This window comes from Micromonospora sp. WMMD975 (assembly GCF_029581215.1).
In the GTDB taxonomy this organism is placed as follows: domain Bacteria; phylum Actinomycetota; class Actinomycetes; order Mycobacteriales; family Micromonosporaceae; genus Micromonospora.
Genome location: NZ_CP120739.1, coordinates 4828295 through 4845035, shown reverse-complemented (window position 1 = coordinate 4845035; position 16741 = coordinate 4828295). Strand labels below are relative to the sequence as shown.

The 16741-nt window shown below is 70.2% G+C and carries 14 protein-coding genes; 11 read left to right on the top strand and 3 right to left on the bottom strand.

Going from position 1 to position 16741, the window contains the following annotated elements; translation table 11 throughout:
- The first annotated feature begins 140 nt into the window (after positions 1–140).
- The 7 genes from O7613_RS21285 to O7613_RS21255 all read left to right on the top strand — a co-directional run bounded on the left by O7613_RS21285 (position 141) and on the right by O7613_RS21255 (position 8512).
- The gene (locus O7613_RS21285) at positions 141–1418 is read left to right on the top strand and encodes an ATP-binding protein (protein ID WP_281590084.1); all 1278 of its coding nucleotides are present in this window, start codon (positions 141–143) and stop codon (positions 1416–1418) included.
- 2 nt (positions 1419–1420) lie between these two features.
- Positions 1421–2098 carry a response regulator transcription factor gene (locus O7613_RS21280; protein WP_281586695.1) on the top strand — a complete coding sequence of 226 codons (678 nt, stop codon included), beginning with the start codon at positions 1421–1423 and terminating at the stop codon, positions 2096–2098.
- A gap of 574 nt (positions 2099–2672) precedes the next feature.
- Positions 2673–4319: an ABC transporter substrate-binding protein gene (locus O7613_RS21275; protein WP_282289715.1), complete on the top strand. Its 1647-nt coding sequence runs from the start codon at positions 2673–2675 to the stop codon at positions 4317–4319.
- A 144-nt stretch (positions 4320–4463) separates the two neighbouring features.
- Positions 4464–5390, top strand: coding sequence for an ABC transporter permease (locus tag O7613_RS21270; protein ID WP_281586697.1), 927 nt, complete (start codon positions 4464–4466; stop codon positions 5388–5390).
- 75 nt (positions 5391–5465) lie between these two features.
- Positions 5466–6449 (top strand): ABC transporter permease, encoded by a 984-nt coding sequence (locus O7613_RS21265; RefSeq protein WP_281586698.1) that lies wholly within the window; start codon positions 5466–5468, stop codon positions 6447–6449.
- A 25-nt stretch (positions 6450–6474) separates the two neighbouring features.
- Complete coding sequence (locus tag O7613_RS21260; protein WP_281590086.1) at positions 6475–7503, top strand: ABC transporter ATP-binding protein; 1029 nt, start codon at positions 6475–6477, stop codon at positions 7501–7503.
- Complete coding sequence (locus tag O7613_RS21255) at positions 7496–8512, top strand: dipeptide ABC transporter ATP-binding protein (protein WP_282289714.1); 1017 nt, start codon at positions 7496–7498, stop codon at positions 8510–8512. The genes O7613_RS21260 and O7613_RS21255 overlap by 8 nt, the downstream gene beginning before the upstream one ends.
- 96 nt (positions 8513–8608) lie before the next feature.
- Here the strand turns inward: O7613_RS21255 and O7613_RS21250 are convergent, their stop codons facing one another.
- On the bottom strand, positions 8609–8962 hold the full coding sequence (locus O7613_RS21250) for a chorismate mutase (RefSeq protein ID WP_282289713.1): 354 nt from the start codon (positions 8960–8962) through the stop codon (positions 8609–8611).
- 290 nt (positions 8963–9252) lie between these two features.
- On the opposite strand from O7613_RS21250, the gene pcrA reads away from it, so the two are divergent.
- The gene (gene pcrA, locus O7613_RS21245; protein WP_281586701.1) at positions 9253–11643 is read left to right on the top strand and encodes a DNA helicase PcrA; all 2391 of its coding nucleotides are present in this window, start codon (positions 9253–9255) and stop codon (positions 11641–11643) included.
- A gap of 54 nt (positions 11644–11697) precedes the next feature.
- Here the strand turns inward: pcrA and O7613_RS21240 are convergent, their stop codons facing one another.
- Both O7613_RS21240 and O7613_RS21235 read right to left on the bottom strand, forming a co-directional pair.
- Positions 11698–12459, bottom strand: a complete 762-nt coding sequence (locus tag O7613_RS21240) for a M23 family metallopeptidase (RefSeq protein ID WP_281586702.1) — start codon at positions 12457–12459, stop codon at positions 11698–11700.
- 251 nt (positions 12460–12710) lie between these two features.
- Positions 12711–13430: a M23 family metallopeptidase gene (locus O7613_RS21235; protein WP_281586703.1), complete on the bottom strand. Its 720-nt coding sequence runs from the start codon at positions 13428–13430 to the stop codon at positions 12711–12713.
- A 383-nt stretch (positions 13431–13813) separates the two neighbouring features.
- Between O7613_RS21235 and O7613_RS21230 the strand changes: the two genes are divergently transcribed.
- From O7613_RS21230 to sucD, 3 genes are all read left to right on the top strand, one after another.
- Positions 13814–14218: a cobalamin B12-binding domain-containing protein gene (locus tag O7613_RS21230; protein WP_281586704.1), complete on the top strand. Its 405-nt coding sequence runs from the start codon at positions 13814–13816 to the stop codon at positions 14216–14218.
- A gap of 416 nt (positions 14219–14634) precedes the next feature.
- Complete coding sequence (gene sucC, locus O7613_RS21225) at positions 14635–15813, top strand: ADP-forming succinate--CoA ligase subunit beta (RefSeq protein WP_281586705.1); 1179 nt, start codon at positions 14635–14637, stop codon at positions 15811–15813.
- Positions 15814–15816: 3 nt separating this feature from the next.
- Entirely contained in the window at positions 15817–16704 is an 888-nt protein-coding gene (gene sucD / locus O7613_RS21220; RefSeq protein ID WP_282284710.1) for a succinate--CoA ligase subunit alpha, read from the top strand.
- Positions 16705–16741 lie beyond the last annotated feature (37 nt).

Genomic DNA, 16741 nt, shown 5'->3' with positions numbered 1-16741 from the left:
CTGCTGCCCCGGCCGCCCGGACGACCTCAGGACCCGACCCTGACCCCACCCTGAGATCCGGCGGCGGCGAATGTCCGGGGCGTCCCCGTGGTCCGGGGCGTTCCCGCCGTGTGACGATCGGAGCGTCGGCCGCCGCCGGCATCTCCGCGCCGACCCGGGAGTTTCCGATCAGCAGCACCGTCACGCCGCATCCCCCGCGTCTCTACCGGGCCACCGAGCACCGGTTGGGCGCCGGGGTGGCCGCCGGCATCGCCGACCACCTGGGCATCCCGGTGCTCCGGGTACGGGTGGCGTTCATGGTGCTGCTCGGGCTGAGCGGGCTCGGGTTGCTGCTCTACGCGGCCTTCTGGGCGGTGGTCCCGCCCCGGCCCGGCGACACCGCCGCCCCGCCCCGCCGCGACCTCAACCAGTTGCTGCCGTTCGTGGCGATCGGGTTGGGCGTCCTGCTGCTCCAGGTGGTCGCGTTCGACTCGGTCGGCGCGGCCGGCACCGCCGGATGGCTGGTTGCGATCATCGCGGTGGGCGCCGGCGTGATCTGGCACCAGTCCGGCCCGGAGCGACGCCGGCAGTGGGGCGACTCCGCGGTGCCCTGGTTGGGCGCGGTGGTGGAGGAGAGCGACCGCCGGGCGTTCGTGCTCCGCTTCATCGGCGGTGGGGTGCTCGTCGCGGTCGGGATCATCGGCGTGGCCGCGGTCTACTCGCCGGCGCAGAACTTCGACGCGGTGCTCAACGGCGTCATCTTCGCACTGGTCGGGCTGGCCGGGGTGGGTGTGGTCACCGGCCCGGTGCTCTGGCGCACCTGGAACCAGCTGCGGTCGGAGCGGGAGGGCCGCATCCGTGAGCAGGAGCGGGCCGAGCTGGCCGCCATGGTGCACGACCAGGTGCTGCACACGCTCGCGCTGATCCAGCGCAACGCCAGTGACGTCAAGACGGTGCAGCGGTTGGCCCGGGGCCAGGAGCGCTCGCTGCGCAACTGGCTCTACAAGCCGACCGCCTCGCCGACGGAGCGCTTCGCGGCCGCGCTGGAGCAGGCTGCCGCAGAGGTGGAGGACACGTTCGCGATCACGGTCGAGGCGGTGGTGGTCGGCGACCGGGAGACGGACGAGCGGGTCGGCGCGCTCGTCGCCGCCGCCCGGGAGGCGCTCGTCAACGCGGCCCGGCACGCCGGGGTGCAGACCGTGTCGCTCTATGCCGAGGTGGAGCCGGAGCAGGTGAGCGTGTTCGTCCGGGACCGGGGGAAGGGCTTCGACCCGGATACGGTGGAGAATCACCGGCACGGCGTCAGCGGTTCGATCATCGGACGGATGAAGCGGCACGGTGGCCGGGCGGAGATCCGGTCCGAGCCGGGAGAAGGGACCGAGGTCCGGCTGATCCTGCCGATCAGCGGCTCCGGCGCCACGGCGGAAAGGGACAGATGACCATGTCCGAGCAGGAACCGGTCGAGGGCGCGACGCCGCGAGGCCCGCTGCGGGTGTTCCTCGTCGACGACCACGCGATGTTCCGGGCCGGCGTCCGCGCCGAGCTGGGCACCCGGGTCGACGTCGTGGGCGAGGCCAGTTCGGTGGCCGAGGCGGTGACCCGGATCGCCGCCACCGGCCCGGACGTGGTGCTGCTCGACGTGCACATGCCGGACGGGGGTGGCCGGGCGGTGCTGGAGGCGATGCGGCGGACCCACCCGCAGGTGAAGTTCCTGGCGTTGAGCGTGTCCGACGCGGCGGAGGACGTGATCGGTCTGATCCGGGCCGGCGCCCGGGGTTACGTCACCAAGACCATCTCGCCGGAGGAACTGACCGACGCGATCCGCCGGGTGGCCGACGGCGACGCCGTGTTCAGCCCGCGGCTGGCGGGGTTCGTGCTCGACGCGTTCGCGTCCCGACCGGACGCGCCGGTCGCCGACCCCGAGCTGGACCAGCTCACCAACCGGGAGCGCGAGGTCCTGCGGCTGCTCGCCCGGGGGTACGCCTACAAGGAGATCGCGAAGGAGCTCTTCATCTCGATCAAGACGGTCGAGACGCACGTGTCCAACGTGCTGCGCAAGCTCCAGATGTCGAACCGGTACGAGTTGTCCCGGTGGGCTGCCGACCGCCGGCTCGTCTGACCGCGACCCCGGACACCCGCGACGCCCTCGTCCACCCAGCCGGGGACGGTGCCCGCACAGCGGACGACGCCATCAGCCGGATGGGTAGAACTCGGTGTGATCGGCACCAATTCGGGGGGTGCCGCGGCGGGTGGGAGCGCGCTCACCGAGCCGGGCGGCCGGGGTGGTCTCCGTCGGTATGGGCGTGTCTTACCTGTTCAGGGGCGTGCGATCCGCGCCGTTTGTGATCTTTTCTCAAGTATCGGCAACGTGGCGGGCAACTAACGGCTTGATAACGGCACCTTCACGGAATGGGCCGGTGGGTGTCACAGTGGCAGCACCTCACCCCCCGGTGTGAGGCATCTCGTCGGGTCCACCGACCGCGGAACGCCGCTACCCGCGTCGCCCGTGGTCGTCGATCCTGCGCGGTGTCCTCGTCGAAGGGTGTGGCGCCCGGCGGATCGGTACCCCAGGGGTGTCCCGATTTCCTCTGCGGTAAACCGACGACCTGTGGTCCGGGTCGTCGGCGGTGTCACCCCCCACACGTGCGTGAAACCCACGACGGAACCAGGTTAGAAAGAGGAGGCCCCTCGGAATGAGAGTCTCGAAGCGGGCGAGCGGCGCGCTCGCGGTGGGCGCGGCATTCGCGCTCATCGCGTCCGGCTGCTCCAGCGGGAACAACGACGACGGTGACGGCTCCGGCGCGAGTTCGGACGGCGCCATCGTCGTCGACGGCACCCAGCCGGAGAACCCCCTGGTTCCGGCGAACACCACCGAGACCGGTGGCGGCAAGATCATCGACTGGGTCTGGAGCGGCCTGGTCGAGTACCCCAACAACGGTGGGGCGCCGCAGAACCTGCTCGCCGAGTCGATCGACACGAGCGACTCGAAGGTCTTCAAGATCAAGATCAAGCCGAACACCAAGTTCCACGACGGCACCACCGTCAAGGCCGAGAGCTTCGTCAAGGCCTGGAACTGGGCGGCGTACGGGCCGAACGGCGCGCAGAACGCCTCGTTCTTCTCCGACATCCAGGGCTTCGAGGACGTCTACACCGAGGACCCGGACGGCCCGGACGGCCCGAAGAAGGCCCCGGAGCCGAAGGCCAAGGAGATGTCCGGCCTCAAGGTCGTCGACGACACGACCTTCGAGGTCACGCTCGCCGCGCCGACCGCCGTGTTCCCGACCAAGCTCGGCTACAGCGCCTTCATGCCGCTGCCGGACGCGTTCTTCGCCACCACCCCGGCGGAGTTCGGCAAGAAGCCGATCGGTAACGGCCCGGTCAGTCTCGTCTCCTGGCAGGACGACGTCGAGATCAAGCTCACGCGCTTCGACGACTACAGCCTGCGTGACAAGATGAAGATCAAGGACGTCACCGTCAAGATGTACCAGGACGACACGGCGGCGTACAACGACCTGCTCGCCGGCAACCTGGACTTCCAGCAGCAGGTTCCGGTCTCGTCGCTGGCCGGCGACAAGTGGAAGACCGACCTGGGCGAGCGCGCGATCCAGACGACCGTCCCGTCGAACGGCATCATCGCCTTCCCGATCTACGACAAGAAGTTCCAGAACGCCAAGCTGCGTAAGGCGATCTCGCTCTCCATCGACCGGCAGGCCATCACCGACAAGATCTTCTTCGGTAACCGGAAGCCGGCCGACAGCTGGGCCAACCCGCTGACCCCGGGCTCGACCCCGGGCGACTGCACCTCCTGCAAGTTCGACCCGGCCCAGGCCAAGCAGCTCCTCCAGGAGGCCGGCGGCTTCCAGGGCAAGCTGACCCTGTCGTACAACGCGGACGCCAGCCACAAGGAGTGGATGGAGGCCGTCGCCCAGCAGATCAAGACCAACCTGGGCATCGACGCGGTCGCCGTCGGCGTGCCGACCTTCGCGGTCTTCCGCGCCAACATCAACGCCTACAAGATGGACGGCATGTACCGGGCCGGTTGGCAGCAGGACTACCCGGACGTGGAGAACTGGATCAACCCGCTCTACGTGACCGGCGGTTCCTCGAACGACGGCAAGTACAGCAACCCGCAGGTGGACGCCCTCGCCAAGGAGGCCTCCTCGGCCCCCAGCCTCGAGGAGGCGCACAAGAAGTTCGCCGAGGCCACCAAGCTCATCGACCAGGACGTCCCGGCGATCCCGGTCTACTTCAGCGGCGAGCAGTCCGGCCACTCGGAGAAGATCAAGAAGCTGGAACTGACCAACGTCGGCGAACTCGACATCACCTCGGTCGAGCTCTGATCCGAACGGTCTGACCCCGGGTCGGGCTCGCCTAACCGGTGAGCCCGACCCGGGGCCGTTCCGCGAGGGGGTGTACAACGAACCCCTCGCACGTTGTCGTCACCGCGTCGGGTGCCCGGCGCTCCCTGTCTGGAGGACCACCCCATGGGCCGTTATCTCTTGAGACGGCTGCTGCAACTCGTGCCGGTGTTCATCGGCACGACGTTCCTGATCTACTGGCTCGTCTGGTCGGTGCCCGGTGACCCCTTCGCCGGCAAGTGCGGCGACCGCGGCTGCCCGCCGAACTACCGGGCCATGATGACCGAGAAATATCATCTCGACGACTCGATCTGGGTGCAGTACGCCAGCTACATGAAGAACCTTTTCCAGGGTGACTTCGGTATCACGTTCGGTGGTCGCGAGATCAGCGACATCATCGCCACGTCGTACCCGAACACCCTGAAGCTGGCGGTGGTCGCGCTCGCCATCGAGGCCGTGATCGGCCTCGGCGCGGGTGTCCTGACCGGTCTGCGACGCAACGGCTTTTTGGACAACCTGGTCCTGATCTCCACCCTCTTCCTGATCGCCCTGCCGGTCTTCGTCATCGGCTTCGTGCTCCAATGGGTGCTGGGCGTCAAGTGGGGCCTCATCAACCCGACCGTCTCCAACGAGATGCGGTTCAGCGAGCTGATCGTGCCCGGCTTCGTGCTCGGCAGCGCCTCGATGGCGTACATCGCCCGGGTGGCGCGGACGAGCATCGCCGAGAACCGGCGGGCCGACTACGTCCGCACCGCGATCGCCAAGGGCCTCCCGATGCGCCGGGTGGTCGGCGTGCACCTGCTGCGCAACTCGCTCATCCCGGTGGTCACGCTGCTCGGCACCGACCTCGGCGCGCTGATGGGCGGCGCGATCGTCACCGAGGGCATCTTCGGCATCAACGGCATCGGCCGGCAGGTGCTGCGCTCCATCGTCACGAAGGAGAGCGCTACCGTTGTCGGCATCGTGGTGGTGCTCGTGCTCGTCTACCTCGTGATGAACCTGCTGGTGGACCTGCTCTACGCCGCCCTCGACCCGAGGATCCGCTATGAGTGACCGCCGCAGCGAACGAATCGTCCCAGCAGTCTGCGCGGGTAGCCACGCCCGTGCCGAGCGCATCGAGGTGCGGGCATGAGTGAACCGAATAGCGCGTCGGTCGTCGCGCCGCCGCCGTCGACCATGCCCACCGAGGCGGGTTCCGGCGCCCCCGCCGACGCCGGCCTGCCGGAGAACGCCAAGCAGCAGAAGCCCCGTGGCCTGCTCGGCGACGCCTGGCTCGACCTGCGCCGCAAGCCGCTGTTCTGGATCTCGGCGGCGTTCATCGTGCTGTTCATCGTGATGGCGGCGTTCCCGTCGCTGTTCACCTCCGGCGACGCGGTCAACGGCGCGCTGGAGCGCAGCCGGGTCGAGCCGTCGTCCTCCGCCTGGTTCGGCTACGACGTGCAGGGCCGCGACGTCTACTCCCGCGTCATCTACGGCGCCCGGGCGTCGATCGTGGTGGCTCTGGTCTCCACCACCCTCACCCTGCTGTTCGGTGGCGCGATGGGCGTCATCGCCGGTTACCGCGGCGGTTGGGTGGACGCGCTGCTCTCCCGGGTCGCGGACATCTTCTTCGGCCTGCCGTTCGTACTCGGCGCGATCGTCATCCTGACCACGTTCAACGGCTCCGGCACCGACAACGGCGAGTGGACGATCATGGGGCTGGTCATCCTGTCCCTGAGCGTGCTGAGCTGGCCGGTGGTGATGCGGCTGATGCGCTCCTCGGTGCTCGCCACCAAGGAGGCCGACTACATCGTGGCGGCCCGCGCGCTCGGCGCCGGCACCGGCCGGATCATCCTCAAGCACCTGCTGCCCAACTGCCTGGCGCCGCTGCTGGTCTACGGCACGATCATGGTGGGTTCGTTCATCGGCGCCGAGGCCACGCTCTCCTTCCTGGGCATCGGCCTGAAGAGCCCGGTGGTCTCCTGGGGCATCATGATCAGCGAGGCGCAGAACTACATCCGGGTCTCGCCGTACCTGCTGTTCTTCCCCTCCGCGTTCCTCGTCACCGCCGTGCTGAGCTTCGTGATGCTCGGCGAGGCGGTCCGCGAGGCCCTCGACCCGAAGCTCCGATAGGGGAACTGAGTTGTCCGACATTCTCGTGTCCGAGCAGTCCGCGGCGGGCGCCGACGGATCCGGCCGCCCCTCGGGCCGCCTGCTCGAGGTCGACGACCTGCGGGTGGAGTTCCGCACCCGGGACGGCGTCGCCAAGGTGATCAACGGTGTGACGTACCACGTCGACGCGGGGGAGACCCTCGCCGTGCTCGGCGAATCCGGCTCCGGCAAGAGCGTCACCGCGCAGACGATCATGGGCATCCTGGACACCCCGCCCGGGTTCGTCACCGGCGGCGAGGTCCGCTTCCACGGCAAGGACATGCTCAAGCAGTCCGCCGAGCAGCGGCGACGGATCCGTGGCGAGGGCATCGCCATGATCTTCCAGGACTCGCTCTCGGCCCTCAACCCGGTTTTCACCGTCGGCTTCCAGATCGCCGAGCAGTTCCGCATCCGGCGCGGCCTCAGCCGCTCGGACGCCAAGAAGCGCGCGATCGAGATGCTCGACCAGGTGAAGATCCCCAACGCCAAGGGCCGGTTCAGCAACTACCCGCACCAGTTCTCCGGCGGTATGCGGCAGCGCGCCATGATCGCGATGTCGCTGGCGCTGGACCCCGAGGTGCTGATCGCGGACGAGCCGACCACCGCGCTGGACGTGACCGTGCAGGCCCAGATCATGGATCTGCTCGGCGAACTCCAGCGGGAGCGGCAGATGGGCATGATCCTGATCACCCACGACCTCGGCGTGGTCGCCGACGTCGCGGACCGGATCGCGGTCATGTACGCCGGTCGGATCGTCGAGGAGGCAAGCGTCTACGAGCTGTACGCCAAGCCGGCGCACCCGTACACCCTGGGCCTGCTCAACTCGATCCCGCGGATGGACGAGAAGGGGCAGGAGCTCCGGACCATCAAGGGGCTCCCGCCGAACCTGATGAACATCCCGCCGGGCTGCTCCTTCAACCCGCGCTGCCCGATGGCGCAGCCGGTGTGCCGGGAGAAGGTCCCGCCGCTGCTCCAACTGGGCAACGGCCGGACCAGCGCCTGCCACTTCGCCGAGGAGCTCGTGAGCCGTGACTGAGAACATCATCGAGGTTCGTGATCTGGTCAAGCACTACCCCGTGACCCGGGGCGTCGTGTTCAAGAAGACCATCGGTCACGTCAAGGCGGTCGACGGCGTCTCCTTCGACCTCAGGGCCGGCGAGACGCTCGGCGTGGTCGGCGAGTCCGGCTGCGGCAAGTCGACGCTCGCCCGGGTGCTGATGAACCTGGAGAAGCCGACCGCAGGTCAGGTGCTCTACAAGGGCCAGGACATCTCCAAGCTCTCCGGTGGCGCGCTGCGGCGGCTGCGCCGGCAGATCCAGCTGGTGATGCAGGACCCGTACACCTCGCTCAACCCGCGGATGACGGTCGGTGACCTGATCGGCGAGCCGTTCGAGATCCACCCCGACGTGGCTCCGCGCGGCAGCCGGCGGGCCAAGGTCAAGGAACTGCTCGACCTGGTCGGCCTGAACCCCGAGCACATCAACCGCTATCCGCACCAGTTCTCCGGCGGCCAGCGGCAGCGCATCGGCATCGCCCGGGCGCTGGCGCTGCGGCCCGAGGTGATCGTCTGCGACGAGCCGGTGTCGGCCCTGGACGTCTCCATCCAGGCCCAGGTGATGAACCTGCTGGAGAAGCTCCAGGGCGAGCTGGGTCTGTCGTACGTCTTCATCGCCCACGACCTGTCGGTCGTGCGGCACCTGTCGGACCGGGTCGCCGTGATGTACCTGGGCAAGATGGTGGAGGTGGGCACCGAGGACGAGATCTACGAGCGGCCCACCCACCCGTACACCCAGGCGCTGCTGTCGGCGGTGCCGGTGCCGGACCCGACCCTGCGGGAGAGCAAGGCGATCATCCGGCTCCAGGGTGACGTGCCCTCGCCGGTCAGCCCGCCCTCGGGGTGCCGGTTCCGCACCCGGTGCTGGAAGGCGCAGGACGTCTGCGCCCAGGAGGTGCCGCTGCTCCAGATCCGGCCGGGCTCGGACCACCCGAGCGCCTGCCACTTCGCGGAGAAGCGGGAGATCGTCGTCACCCACGAGGTGGCCTGAACCAGACCGGACCGTCTGCCCGGCGTCACCTCGACGCCGGCAGACGGTTCGTCGTCTCCGGCGGCCGGCAGGCCGTCCGCGCCTCCGCCGGGCGGGTCACAGCGGGCCGCGACCGGCGCGCAGCAGCAGCAGCGCGAGCTGCGTGCCGTCGGCGCCGAGTTCCGCCCGGAACCGCTCCAGGATCTGCCGCTCGCGGGAGAGCACCAGCCGGGTCCCGCCGGAGGCCATCCGCGTCGCACCGACCTCCTGGGAGAGCGCGGCCCGCTCCTGCCAGAGCGCGATGAGCGTGCTGTCGATCTCGTCGATCCGCCGCCGGATGTCGCCGATCCGCTCGGCCGCGGCCGAGTCGTCGGTGCCGGTCCGCGCCGCCGCGGCACCGGTCGGGTCGCCGCCCGCCGGCCGTTCGTGCCGCGCCAGGCCGCCGCTGGACTCCACCACGTCAGTCATCATCGTCGTCCCTCTCGGGGGTCGGGCCCGGTACCCGGATCCCGGGACGGAAAAGCCCCGGGCTCGGGGAGCCCGGGGCTTTTTCGTAGGTCTGTCGATCAGGCGCGACCCACGGCTGCCGGACTCCCGGTGCCGTAGTAAAAGGAGAAGCGCCTGTCGAACACGTCGTCGAGTATGCCGACCGCCGGGGTGGGCGCGCAAGGAAGTCGGCCAACAGATGGGACGCGGCCGGGCGGTGGGACCGGCCGCGCGGGCGCAGAAGTGTCCGGCCGACGGCATAGACTCGTGCTGCGATGCATCCTCTCTTCGACATTCCCGCGTCCCCGCCCGCGCCGGAGTCCCGGCCGACCCCGCCGCGCCGTCCCGGGGGCGCGCGGCCGGATCCGCAGGCCCTCCTCGACGGCCTGAACGGCCCCCAACGGGACGCGGTGACCCACGCCGGCTCCCCACTGCTGATCGTGGCCGGTGCCGGCTCGGGCAAGACCCGGGTGCTCACCAACCGGATCGCCTACCTGCTGGCCGCCCGGGACGTGCACCCCGGCGAGATCATCGCGATCACCTTCACCAACAAGGCCGCCGGCGAGATGAAGGAGCGGGTGGCCGCCCTCGTCGGCCCGCGCGCCCGGCTGATGTGGGTGTCGACGTTCCACTCGGCCTGCGTCCGGATCCTGCGCGCGGAGCACGAGCACGCCGGTCTCAAGTCGACCTTCTCGATCTACGACGCGGACGACTCGCGGCGGCTGATGCAGATGGTGGCCCGCGAGCTGGACCTCGACCCGAAGCGCTACCCGGCCCGGGGCCTGGCCGCCCAGGTGTCCAACCTGAAGAACGAGCTGGTCGACCCGGAGGAGTTCGCCGGCCGGGCCAAGGGGCCCAACGAGCGGGCGCTCGCCGAGGCGTACGCGCTCTACCAGCGGCGGCTGCGCGAGGCGCACGCGCTCGACTTCGACGACCTGATCATGACCACGGTGCATCTGCTCCAGTCGCACCCGCACGTGGCGGAGAGCTACCGTCGCCGGTTCCGGCACGTGCTCGTGGACGAATACCAGGACACCAACCACGCCCAGTACGTGCTGATCAAGGAGTTGGTCTCCGGCACCGAGGGGATCCCACCGGCCGAGCTGTGCGTGGTGGGCGACGCCGACCAGTCCATCTACGCCTTCCGCGGCGCGACCATCCGCAACATCCTGGAGTTCGAGCGGGACTTCACCGACGCGCGCACCATCCTGCTGGAGCAGAACTACCGCTCCACCCAGACCATTCTCAACGCGGCCAACGCGGTGATCGACCGGAACACCTCGCGCAAGCCCAAACGGCTGTGGAGCGACGCCGGCGCCGGCGAGCAGATCGTCGGCTACGTGGCCGACACCGAGCACGCCGAGGCGGACTGGGTGGCGCGGGAGATCGACCGGCTGGTCGACGCCGGTGACACCCGCCCGGGCGACGTGGCCGTCTTCTACCGCACCAACGCGATGTCCCGGGTGTTCGAGGAGGTGTTCATCCGGGTCGGCCTGCCCTACAAGGTGGTCGGCGGGGTGCGCTTCTACGAGCGCAAGGAGGTCCGCGACGCGCTCGCCTACCTGCGCGCGGTGGTCAACGACGACGACACGGTCAGCCTGCGCCGGATCCTCAACACCCCCCGGCGGGGCATCGGCGAGCGGGCCGAGGCGTGCGTCGAGGCACTTGCCGGGCGGGACCGCATCTCGTTCGGCGCCGCGCTGCGTCGGGCGAAGGACGCGCCGGGGATCTCCAGCCGGGCCGCCAACGGCATCGCCGAGTTCGTCGCGCTGCTCGACGCCGCGCGCGAGCTGGCCGCCACCGGCACCCCGGAGGAGGTCCTGGAGGCGCTGCTGACCCGCTCGGGCTACCTGGCCGAGCTGGAGGAGAGCCTCGATCCGCAGGACGCCGGCCGGGTGGACAACCTCCAGGAGCTGGTGAGTGTCGCCCGGGAATACACCGAGCGGGTCGAGGCGCTGGGCGCCGACGACGAGCGGGCCACCCTGGCCGGTTTCCTGGAGCAGGTGGCGCTTGTCGCCGACGCCGACCAGATCCCCTCCGACGATCCCGACCACCAGGGCGTGGTCACCCTCATGACGCTGCACACCGCCAAGGGGCTGGAGTTCCCGGTGGTCTTCCTGAGCGGCCTGGAGGACGGCGTCTTCCCGCACCTGCGCTCCCTCGGCGACACCCGCGAGCTGGAGGAGGAACGGCGCCTGGCGTACGTGGGGATCACCCGGGCCCGGCAGCGGCTCTACCTGTCCCGGGCGGTCACCCGCTCGGCCTGGGGCGCGCCGGCCTACAACCCGCCGTCGCGGTTCCTGGAGGAGTTGCCGCCGGAGCTGGTGCGCTGGGAGCGCACCGAGGGGTCGTACACCTCGTGGGGTGGTGGTGGGGCCGGGGTCGGCGGCCGGGCGGACCGGTCGTCGGGTGGCTTCACCGGTGGCACGCCCAAGGCCACCCAGCTCGCCAAGCGTCTCGGTGTGGACGCCAGCCGGCTGGCCACCGCGAGCGAGTTGAAGCAGGCCCCGAAGGTCTCGGCGGGCGACCGGGTCAACCACCAGCGCTACGGCCTGGGCCGGGTGCTGGCGGTGGAGGGTGCCGGGCCGGGTGCGCGGGCCCAGATCGACTTCGGTGACCAGACCATGTGGCTGGTGCTGCGGCACGCGCCGATCGACAAGCTCTGAGCGCGGGGCCGGTCCGGCGTGCGCCGGACCGGCCCCGTCCTCGTGCGGTGGCGGTCAGCAGGCCACGTCGATGCCCCGGGCGCGCAGGAACGGCGCCGGGTCGATCTGGTTCCACATGGCGCCCTGGTGCACCTCGAAGTGCAGGTGCGGGCCGGTGGCGTCGCCGGTGGCGCCCTCGTAGCCGATGACCTGGCCGACCTTCACCCGGTCGCCGACGTCGACGAGGAGCCGGCTCTGGTGTGCGTAGTGGGTCAGGTAGCCGTTGTGGTGGTCGACGAAGACGGAGTTGCCGTACCCGTCGCCCACGTCGCCGGCCTTGACCACGGTGCCGGCCGCGGCGGCCCGGATCGGGGTGCCGGCGGGCATGGCGAAGTCGATGCCGGCGTGCAGGGTGCCCCACCGCTGCCCGTAGCAGGAGGTGATGTCGGCGCCCTCCATCGGGATGACCCAGCTCGGCTTCGGCGCGGCCTTCTTGGGCTTGGGCTTCGCCGTTACCTTCGCCGTCACTTTCTTCTTCGGCTTCGGGGTGGTCGTGCTCGGGCTCGGGGACGGGCTGGCCGGGCCGGCGGACGGGGTGACCGGAGCGGCCGGTTCGCGGGCCGACCGGTCGGCCCGGGCGGCGGCGTCGGCGCGCGCCCGCGCGTCGAGGTCGATCGCGGCGGGCGGCGGGGCCGGGTCGTCGGCGGTGACGACCACGACGCCACCGAGGCCGAGGCCGAGGAGGGCCACCGCGGCGGTGGCCAGATACGCGGTACGCCGGCCGGTGCGCCGGTGCCGGGCGGGGGTGGGGCTGCGGTGCTGCACGGGAACCTTCACCAGTCGAGGGGCACGTGTGACCTGGAAATACTGGTGTCGGCGTATGGCCGGGTCGGTGGCGGGTTCGTGGCGGCGGCGGGGGCGGCGCGGGATGGTGTCCGGCTTTCGGGTCGACTGGGTGGTTCGCCGAAAGAGTCGATCATCGAGGGCTGTGGGGCCGCTCACATCCACAGGTGTGACGCGCCCCACGTGTGCAGACGCGAAACCGCCCGGATCGCGTGATCCGGGCGGCTATCGGGCGGTGCGGAGAGTCAGGAGGCGGCTACGTCGCCGTAGAGTGCCTCGGTTTCGAGCTTGATGTCCACTCCGCGCTCCTGGAGCCACGGCACCGGGTCCAGCGGCTGGCCGTTGACATGCACTTCGAGGTGCAGGTGCGAGCCGTACGAGTGGCCGGTGTTGCCGACGAGGCCGAGCTGGTCGCCGGCCTTCACCTGCTGGCCCTCCTTGACCGTCACCGCGGAGGAGTGGCCGTAGATCGCCTCGGTGCCGTCGGCGTGCCGGACGATCACGGCGTAGCCGTAGCCGCCGAACCAGCCGGCCTTGGTGACCGTGCCGGAGTGGATGGCCTGGTAGGGGGTGCCCTCCGGGGCGACCAGGTCGACGCCGGTGTGCAGCTTGCCCCAGCGCACGCCGTAGGGCGACTTGAAGTCGTAGCCGTGCAGGGGGAGGAGGTAGGGGTCCTGCTCCGTGGCGTCCGTGGTCGCGTCGCTCGACCGGTCGGAACGGGTGGCCCGGTCGGCGCTGTCGGCCCGGGCCGCGGCGTCCTGGCTGGCGATCGACGCCTGCCGGAGCTCGTCGAGAACCGAGGGGCTGACGCTCTTGGCGTCGGGGAGGGCGTTCGCGCCGAGGGCGACGATGCCGGCGCCGACGAAGGCGGTGGTGACGACCGCCGCGTAGCGGCTCCGCGGGGGGGTGGGTACGCGGCGACGGCCGCGATATCTATCGGGCTCAGACGACAGGCGCTGGCGCACGCACACCCTCCGTTGTCGGGGATCCGATGCGACCTCGGACCGTTCGGTGAAGCTCGGTCGAACCTCCGGTGTCGCGTCGTCACCCGTCCGTGGACTCGATGACAACCGAGCACACGTTAGCCAACCGCCACTCCTGTCACAAGCTGAAGCGCCGAACCGGCGATTCGTTATGTCCGTTTCCGTCTATCCTTGTCAGGTTTCGTGCCGCTGGTTGGATGGCCCCGCCCCTGTCCATTCGTAGCGGACGGTGACCATTCGGCGGAGGTGTCCGGCTTCCTGCGTACGCGATCGGGCGGTAGGGGTCGGCCCGGGTTCCGGCAGCCCACCCGGCCGGGTTACCGTTCGTTCAGGTCAGGAGTGCCGCCGGTGAAAGGTGTACGTAGATGAGCTCTCGTATCCGGGTCGTCGTCGCGAAGCCCGGCCTGGACGGCCACGACCGGGGCGCGAAGGTCGTGGCCCGTGCCCTGCGCGACGCGGGCATGGAGGTCATCTACACCGGTCTGCACCAGACCCCGGAGCAGATCGTCGAGACGGCGATCCAGGAGGACGCGGACGCGGTCGGGCTCTCGGTGCTCTCCGGCGCGCACATGACCCTCTTCAAGCGGGTCGTCGAGCTGCTCGCCGCGCGCGAGGCCGCCGACATCGTGGTCTTCGGCGGCGGCATCATCCCGGAGGGCGACATCCCGGAGCTGGAACGGCTCGGGGTCGCGAAGATCTTCACCCCGGGCGCCACCACCGGATCGATCGTGGACTGGGTGCGGGAGAACGTCGCACAGCCGGTCGGCTGAGAGCGTCGGCACCGGAACGCGGGCAGGGGGAGGGGCCGGACGCACCCCTCACACGCCCGGCCCCTCTATGCACGATGCCCCGCCGCCACCCCTCGACCGACAGGGCATCGGCCGCTCCCGTCATCGCGCTTGACCAGCGCTCCGACATCACACTCAACGACGCCCCTGACCGGGGGTTACGCCCCGTTCGGGAGATCCCCCGGACGGCTGACGCCGCACCCCGCACGCCGGCCCCGGCCCACGACGACGGCTGTGCATTACCGCACACCGGACACCCGCTCGGTTGCCCCCGGTTCCCATCTCGTTAGGCTGCGGCAAATGGCCTGTCCGTTCTGATGACAGGCGTCAAACTGATTTTTTCCAACGCTGGTAGCGGCGCGACGGCGCGCCGCGGAGACGGGACGGGACGCGCAATCGTGGACCTGTACGAGTACCAGGGGCGGGACCTGTTCGAGCGGCACGGCTTGCCCGTGCTGGCCGGCGGCGTCGCCACGACCCCGGAGGAGGCCCGCGCGATCGCCGAACGCCTCGGCGGCCGGGTGGTCGTCAAGGCACAGGTGAAGGTCGGTGGCCGCGGCAAGGCCGGCGGCGTGAAGCTGGCCGAGGGCGCGGAGGAGACGGTGGCCCGGGCCACCGACATCCTCGGCATGGACATCAAGGGCCACACCGTCCACAAGGTCATGATCACGGTGACCGCGGACGTGGCCGAGGAGTACTACTTCTCGTACCTGCTCGACCGGGCGAACCGCACCTTCCTCTGCATCGCCAGCGTGGCCGGCGGCATGGACATCGAGGCGGTCGCCGCCGAGACCCCCGACAAGGTCGTCAAGGCGCCGATCGACGCCAACACCGGCGTGGACGAGGCAACGGCCCGCGAGATCGTCACCGCGGCCAACTTCCCCGCCGAGGTCGCCGACCAGGTCGTCGACGTCGCGGTCGGGTTGTGGCAGGCGTTCGTCGCCGAGGACGCCACCCTGGTCGAGGTGAACCCGCTGGCCACCACGAAGGACGGCAAGCTGCTGCTCCTGGACGCCAAGGTCACCCTGGACGAGAACGCCGGGTTCCGGCACCCGGACCACGAGGCCCTGGTCGACCAGGCGTCGGTGGACCCGCTGGAGCAGGCGGCCAAGGAAAAGAACCTCAACTACGTCAAGCTCGACGGCGAGGTCGGCATCATCGGCAACGGCGCCGGCCTGGTCATGTCCACGCTCGACGTGGTCGCGTACGCGGGTGAGCGGCACGGCGGCGTCAAGCCGGCCAACTTCCTCGACATCGGCGGCGGCGCGAGCGCCGAGGTGATGGCGAACGGCCTGGAGATCGTGCTCTCCGACCCGTCGGTGAAGAGCGTCTTCGTCAACGTCTTCGGCGGCATCACCGCCTGCGACGCGGTCGCCAACGGCATCGTGCAGGCGCTGGCGCTGCTCGACCAGCGCGGCGAGAAGGCCACCAAGCCGCTCGTGGTCCGCCTCGACGGCAACAACGCCGAGGCCGGTCGGGCCATCCTCGACGGCGCGGCGAACCCGCTCATCCAGCGGGTCGACACCATGGACGGCGCGGCCGAGCGGGCCGCCGAGCTGGCAGCGGCGGGGGTCTAGACAATGGCTATCTGGCTGACCAAGGACTCCAAGGTCATCGTGCAGGGCATGACCGGTTCCGAGGGTTCCAAGCACACCCGGCGGATGCTCGCCGCGGGCACCACCGTGGTCGGTGGCGTCAACCCGCGCAAGGCCGGCACGACAGTCGACTTCGACGGGACCGAGCTGCCGGTGTTCGCCTCCGTCGCGGACGCGATGAAGGAGACCGGCGCCGACGTCACGGTCATCTTCGTGCCGCCGCAGTTCACCAAGGCCGCGGTGGTCGAGGCGATCGACGCCGGCATCGACCTGGCCGTGGTGATCACCGAGGGCGTGCCGGTGCACGACACCGCCGCGTTCTGGGCGTACAACGTGTCCCAGGGCGAGCGGACCCGGATCATCGGTCCGAACTGCCCGGGCATCGCCTCGCCGGGCGCGTCGAACGCCGGCATCATCCCGGCCGACATCACCGGCGCCGGCCGGATCGGCCTGGTCAGCAAGAGCGGCACGCTGACCTACCAGATGATGTACGAGCTGCGCGACATCGGCTTCTCCACCTGTGTCGGCATCGGTGGTGACCCGATCATCGGCACCACCCACATCGACGCGCTGGCCGCGTTCGAGGCGGACCCGGAGACCGACGCGATCGTCATGATCGGTGAGATCGGCGGCGACGCCGAGGAGCGCGCGGCCGAGTTCATCAAGGCCAACGTCACCAAGCCGGTGGTCGGCTACATCGCCGGCTTCACCGCTCCGCCCGGTAAGACCATGGGTCACGCCGGCGCGATCATCTCCGGCTCGGCCGGCACCGCCGACGCCAAGAAGGCGGCGCTGGAGGCGGTCGGCGTCAAGGTCGGCAAGACCCCGACCGAGACCGCCAACCTGATGCGGGAGATCATGTCCGGCCGCTGAGCGGTCCGTGCTGTGCCGAGGGGGTCGACCGGTTCGC

Coding starts and splice junctions, on each gene's coding strand:
- sucD (WP_282284710.1), top strand. CDS start 15,817: ATGGCTATCTGGCTGACCAAGGACTCCAAGGTCATCGTGCAGGGCATG.
- O7613_RS21230 (WP_281586704.1), top strand. CDS start 13,814: ATGAGCTCTCGTATCCGGGTCGTCGTCGCGAAGCCCGGCCTGGACGGC.
- O7613_RS21265 (WP_281586698.1), top strand. CDS start 5,466: ATGAGTGAACCGAATAGCGCGTCGGTCGTCGCGCCGCCGCCGTCGACC.
- pcrA (WP_281586701.1), top strand. CDS start 9,253: ATGCATCCTCTCTTCGACATTCCCGCGTCCCCGCCCGCGCCGGAGTCC.
- O7613_RS21280 (WP_281586695.1), top strand. CDS start 1,421: ATGTCCGAGCAGGAACCGGTCGAGGGCGCGACGCCGCGAGGCCCGCTG.
- O7613_RS21275 (WP_282289715.1), top strand. CDS start 2,673: ATGAGAGTCTCGAAGCGGGCGAGCGGCGCGCTCGCGGTGGGCGCGGCA.
- O7613_RS21250 (WP_282289713.1), bottom strand. CDS start 8,962: ATGATGACTGACGTGGTGGAGTCCAGCGGCGGCCTGGCGCGGCACGAA.
- O7613_RS21270 (WP_281586697.1), top strand. CDS start 4,464: ATGGGCCGTTATCTCTTGAGACGGCTGCTGCAACTCGTGCCGGTGTTC.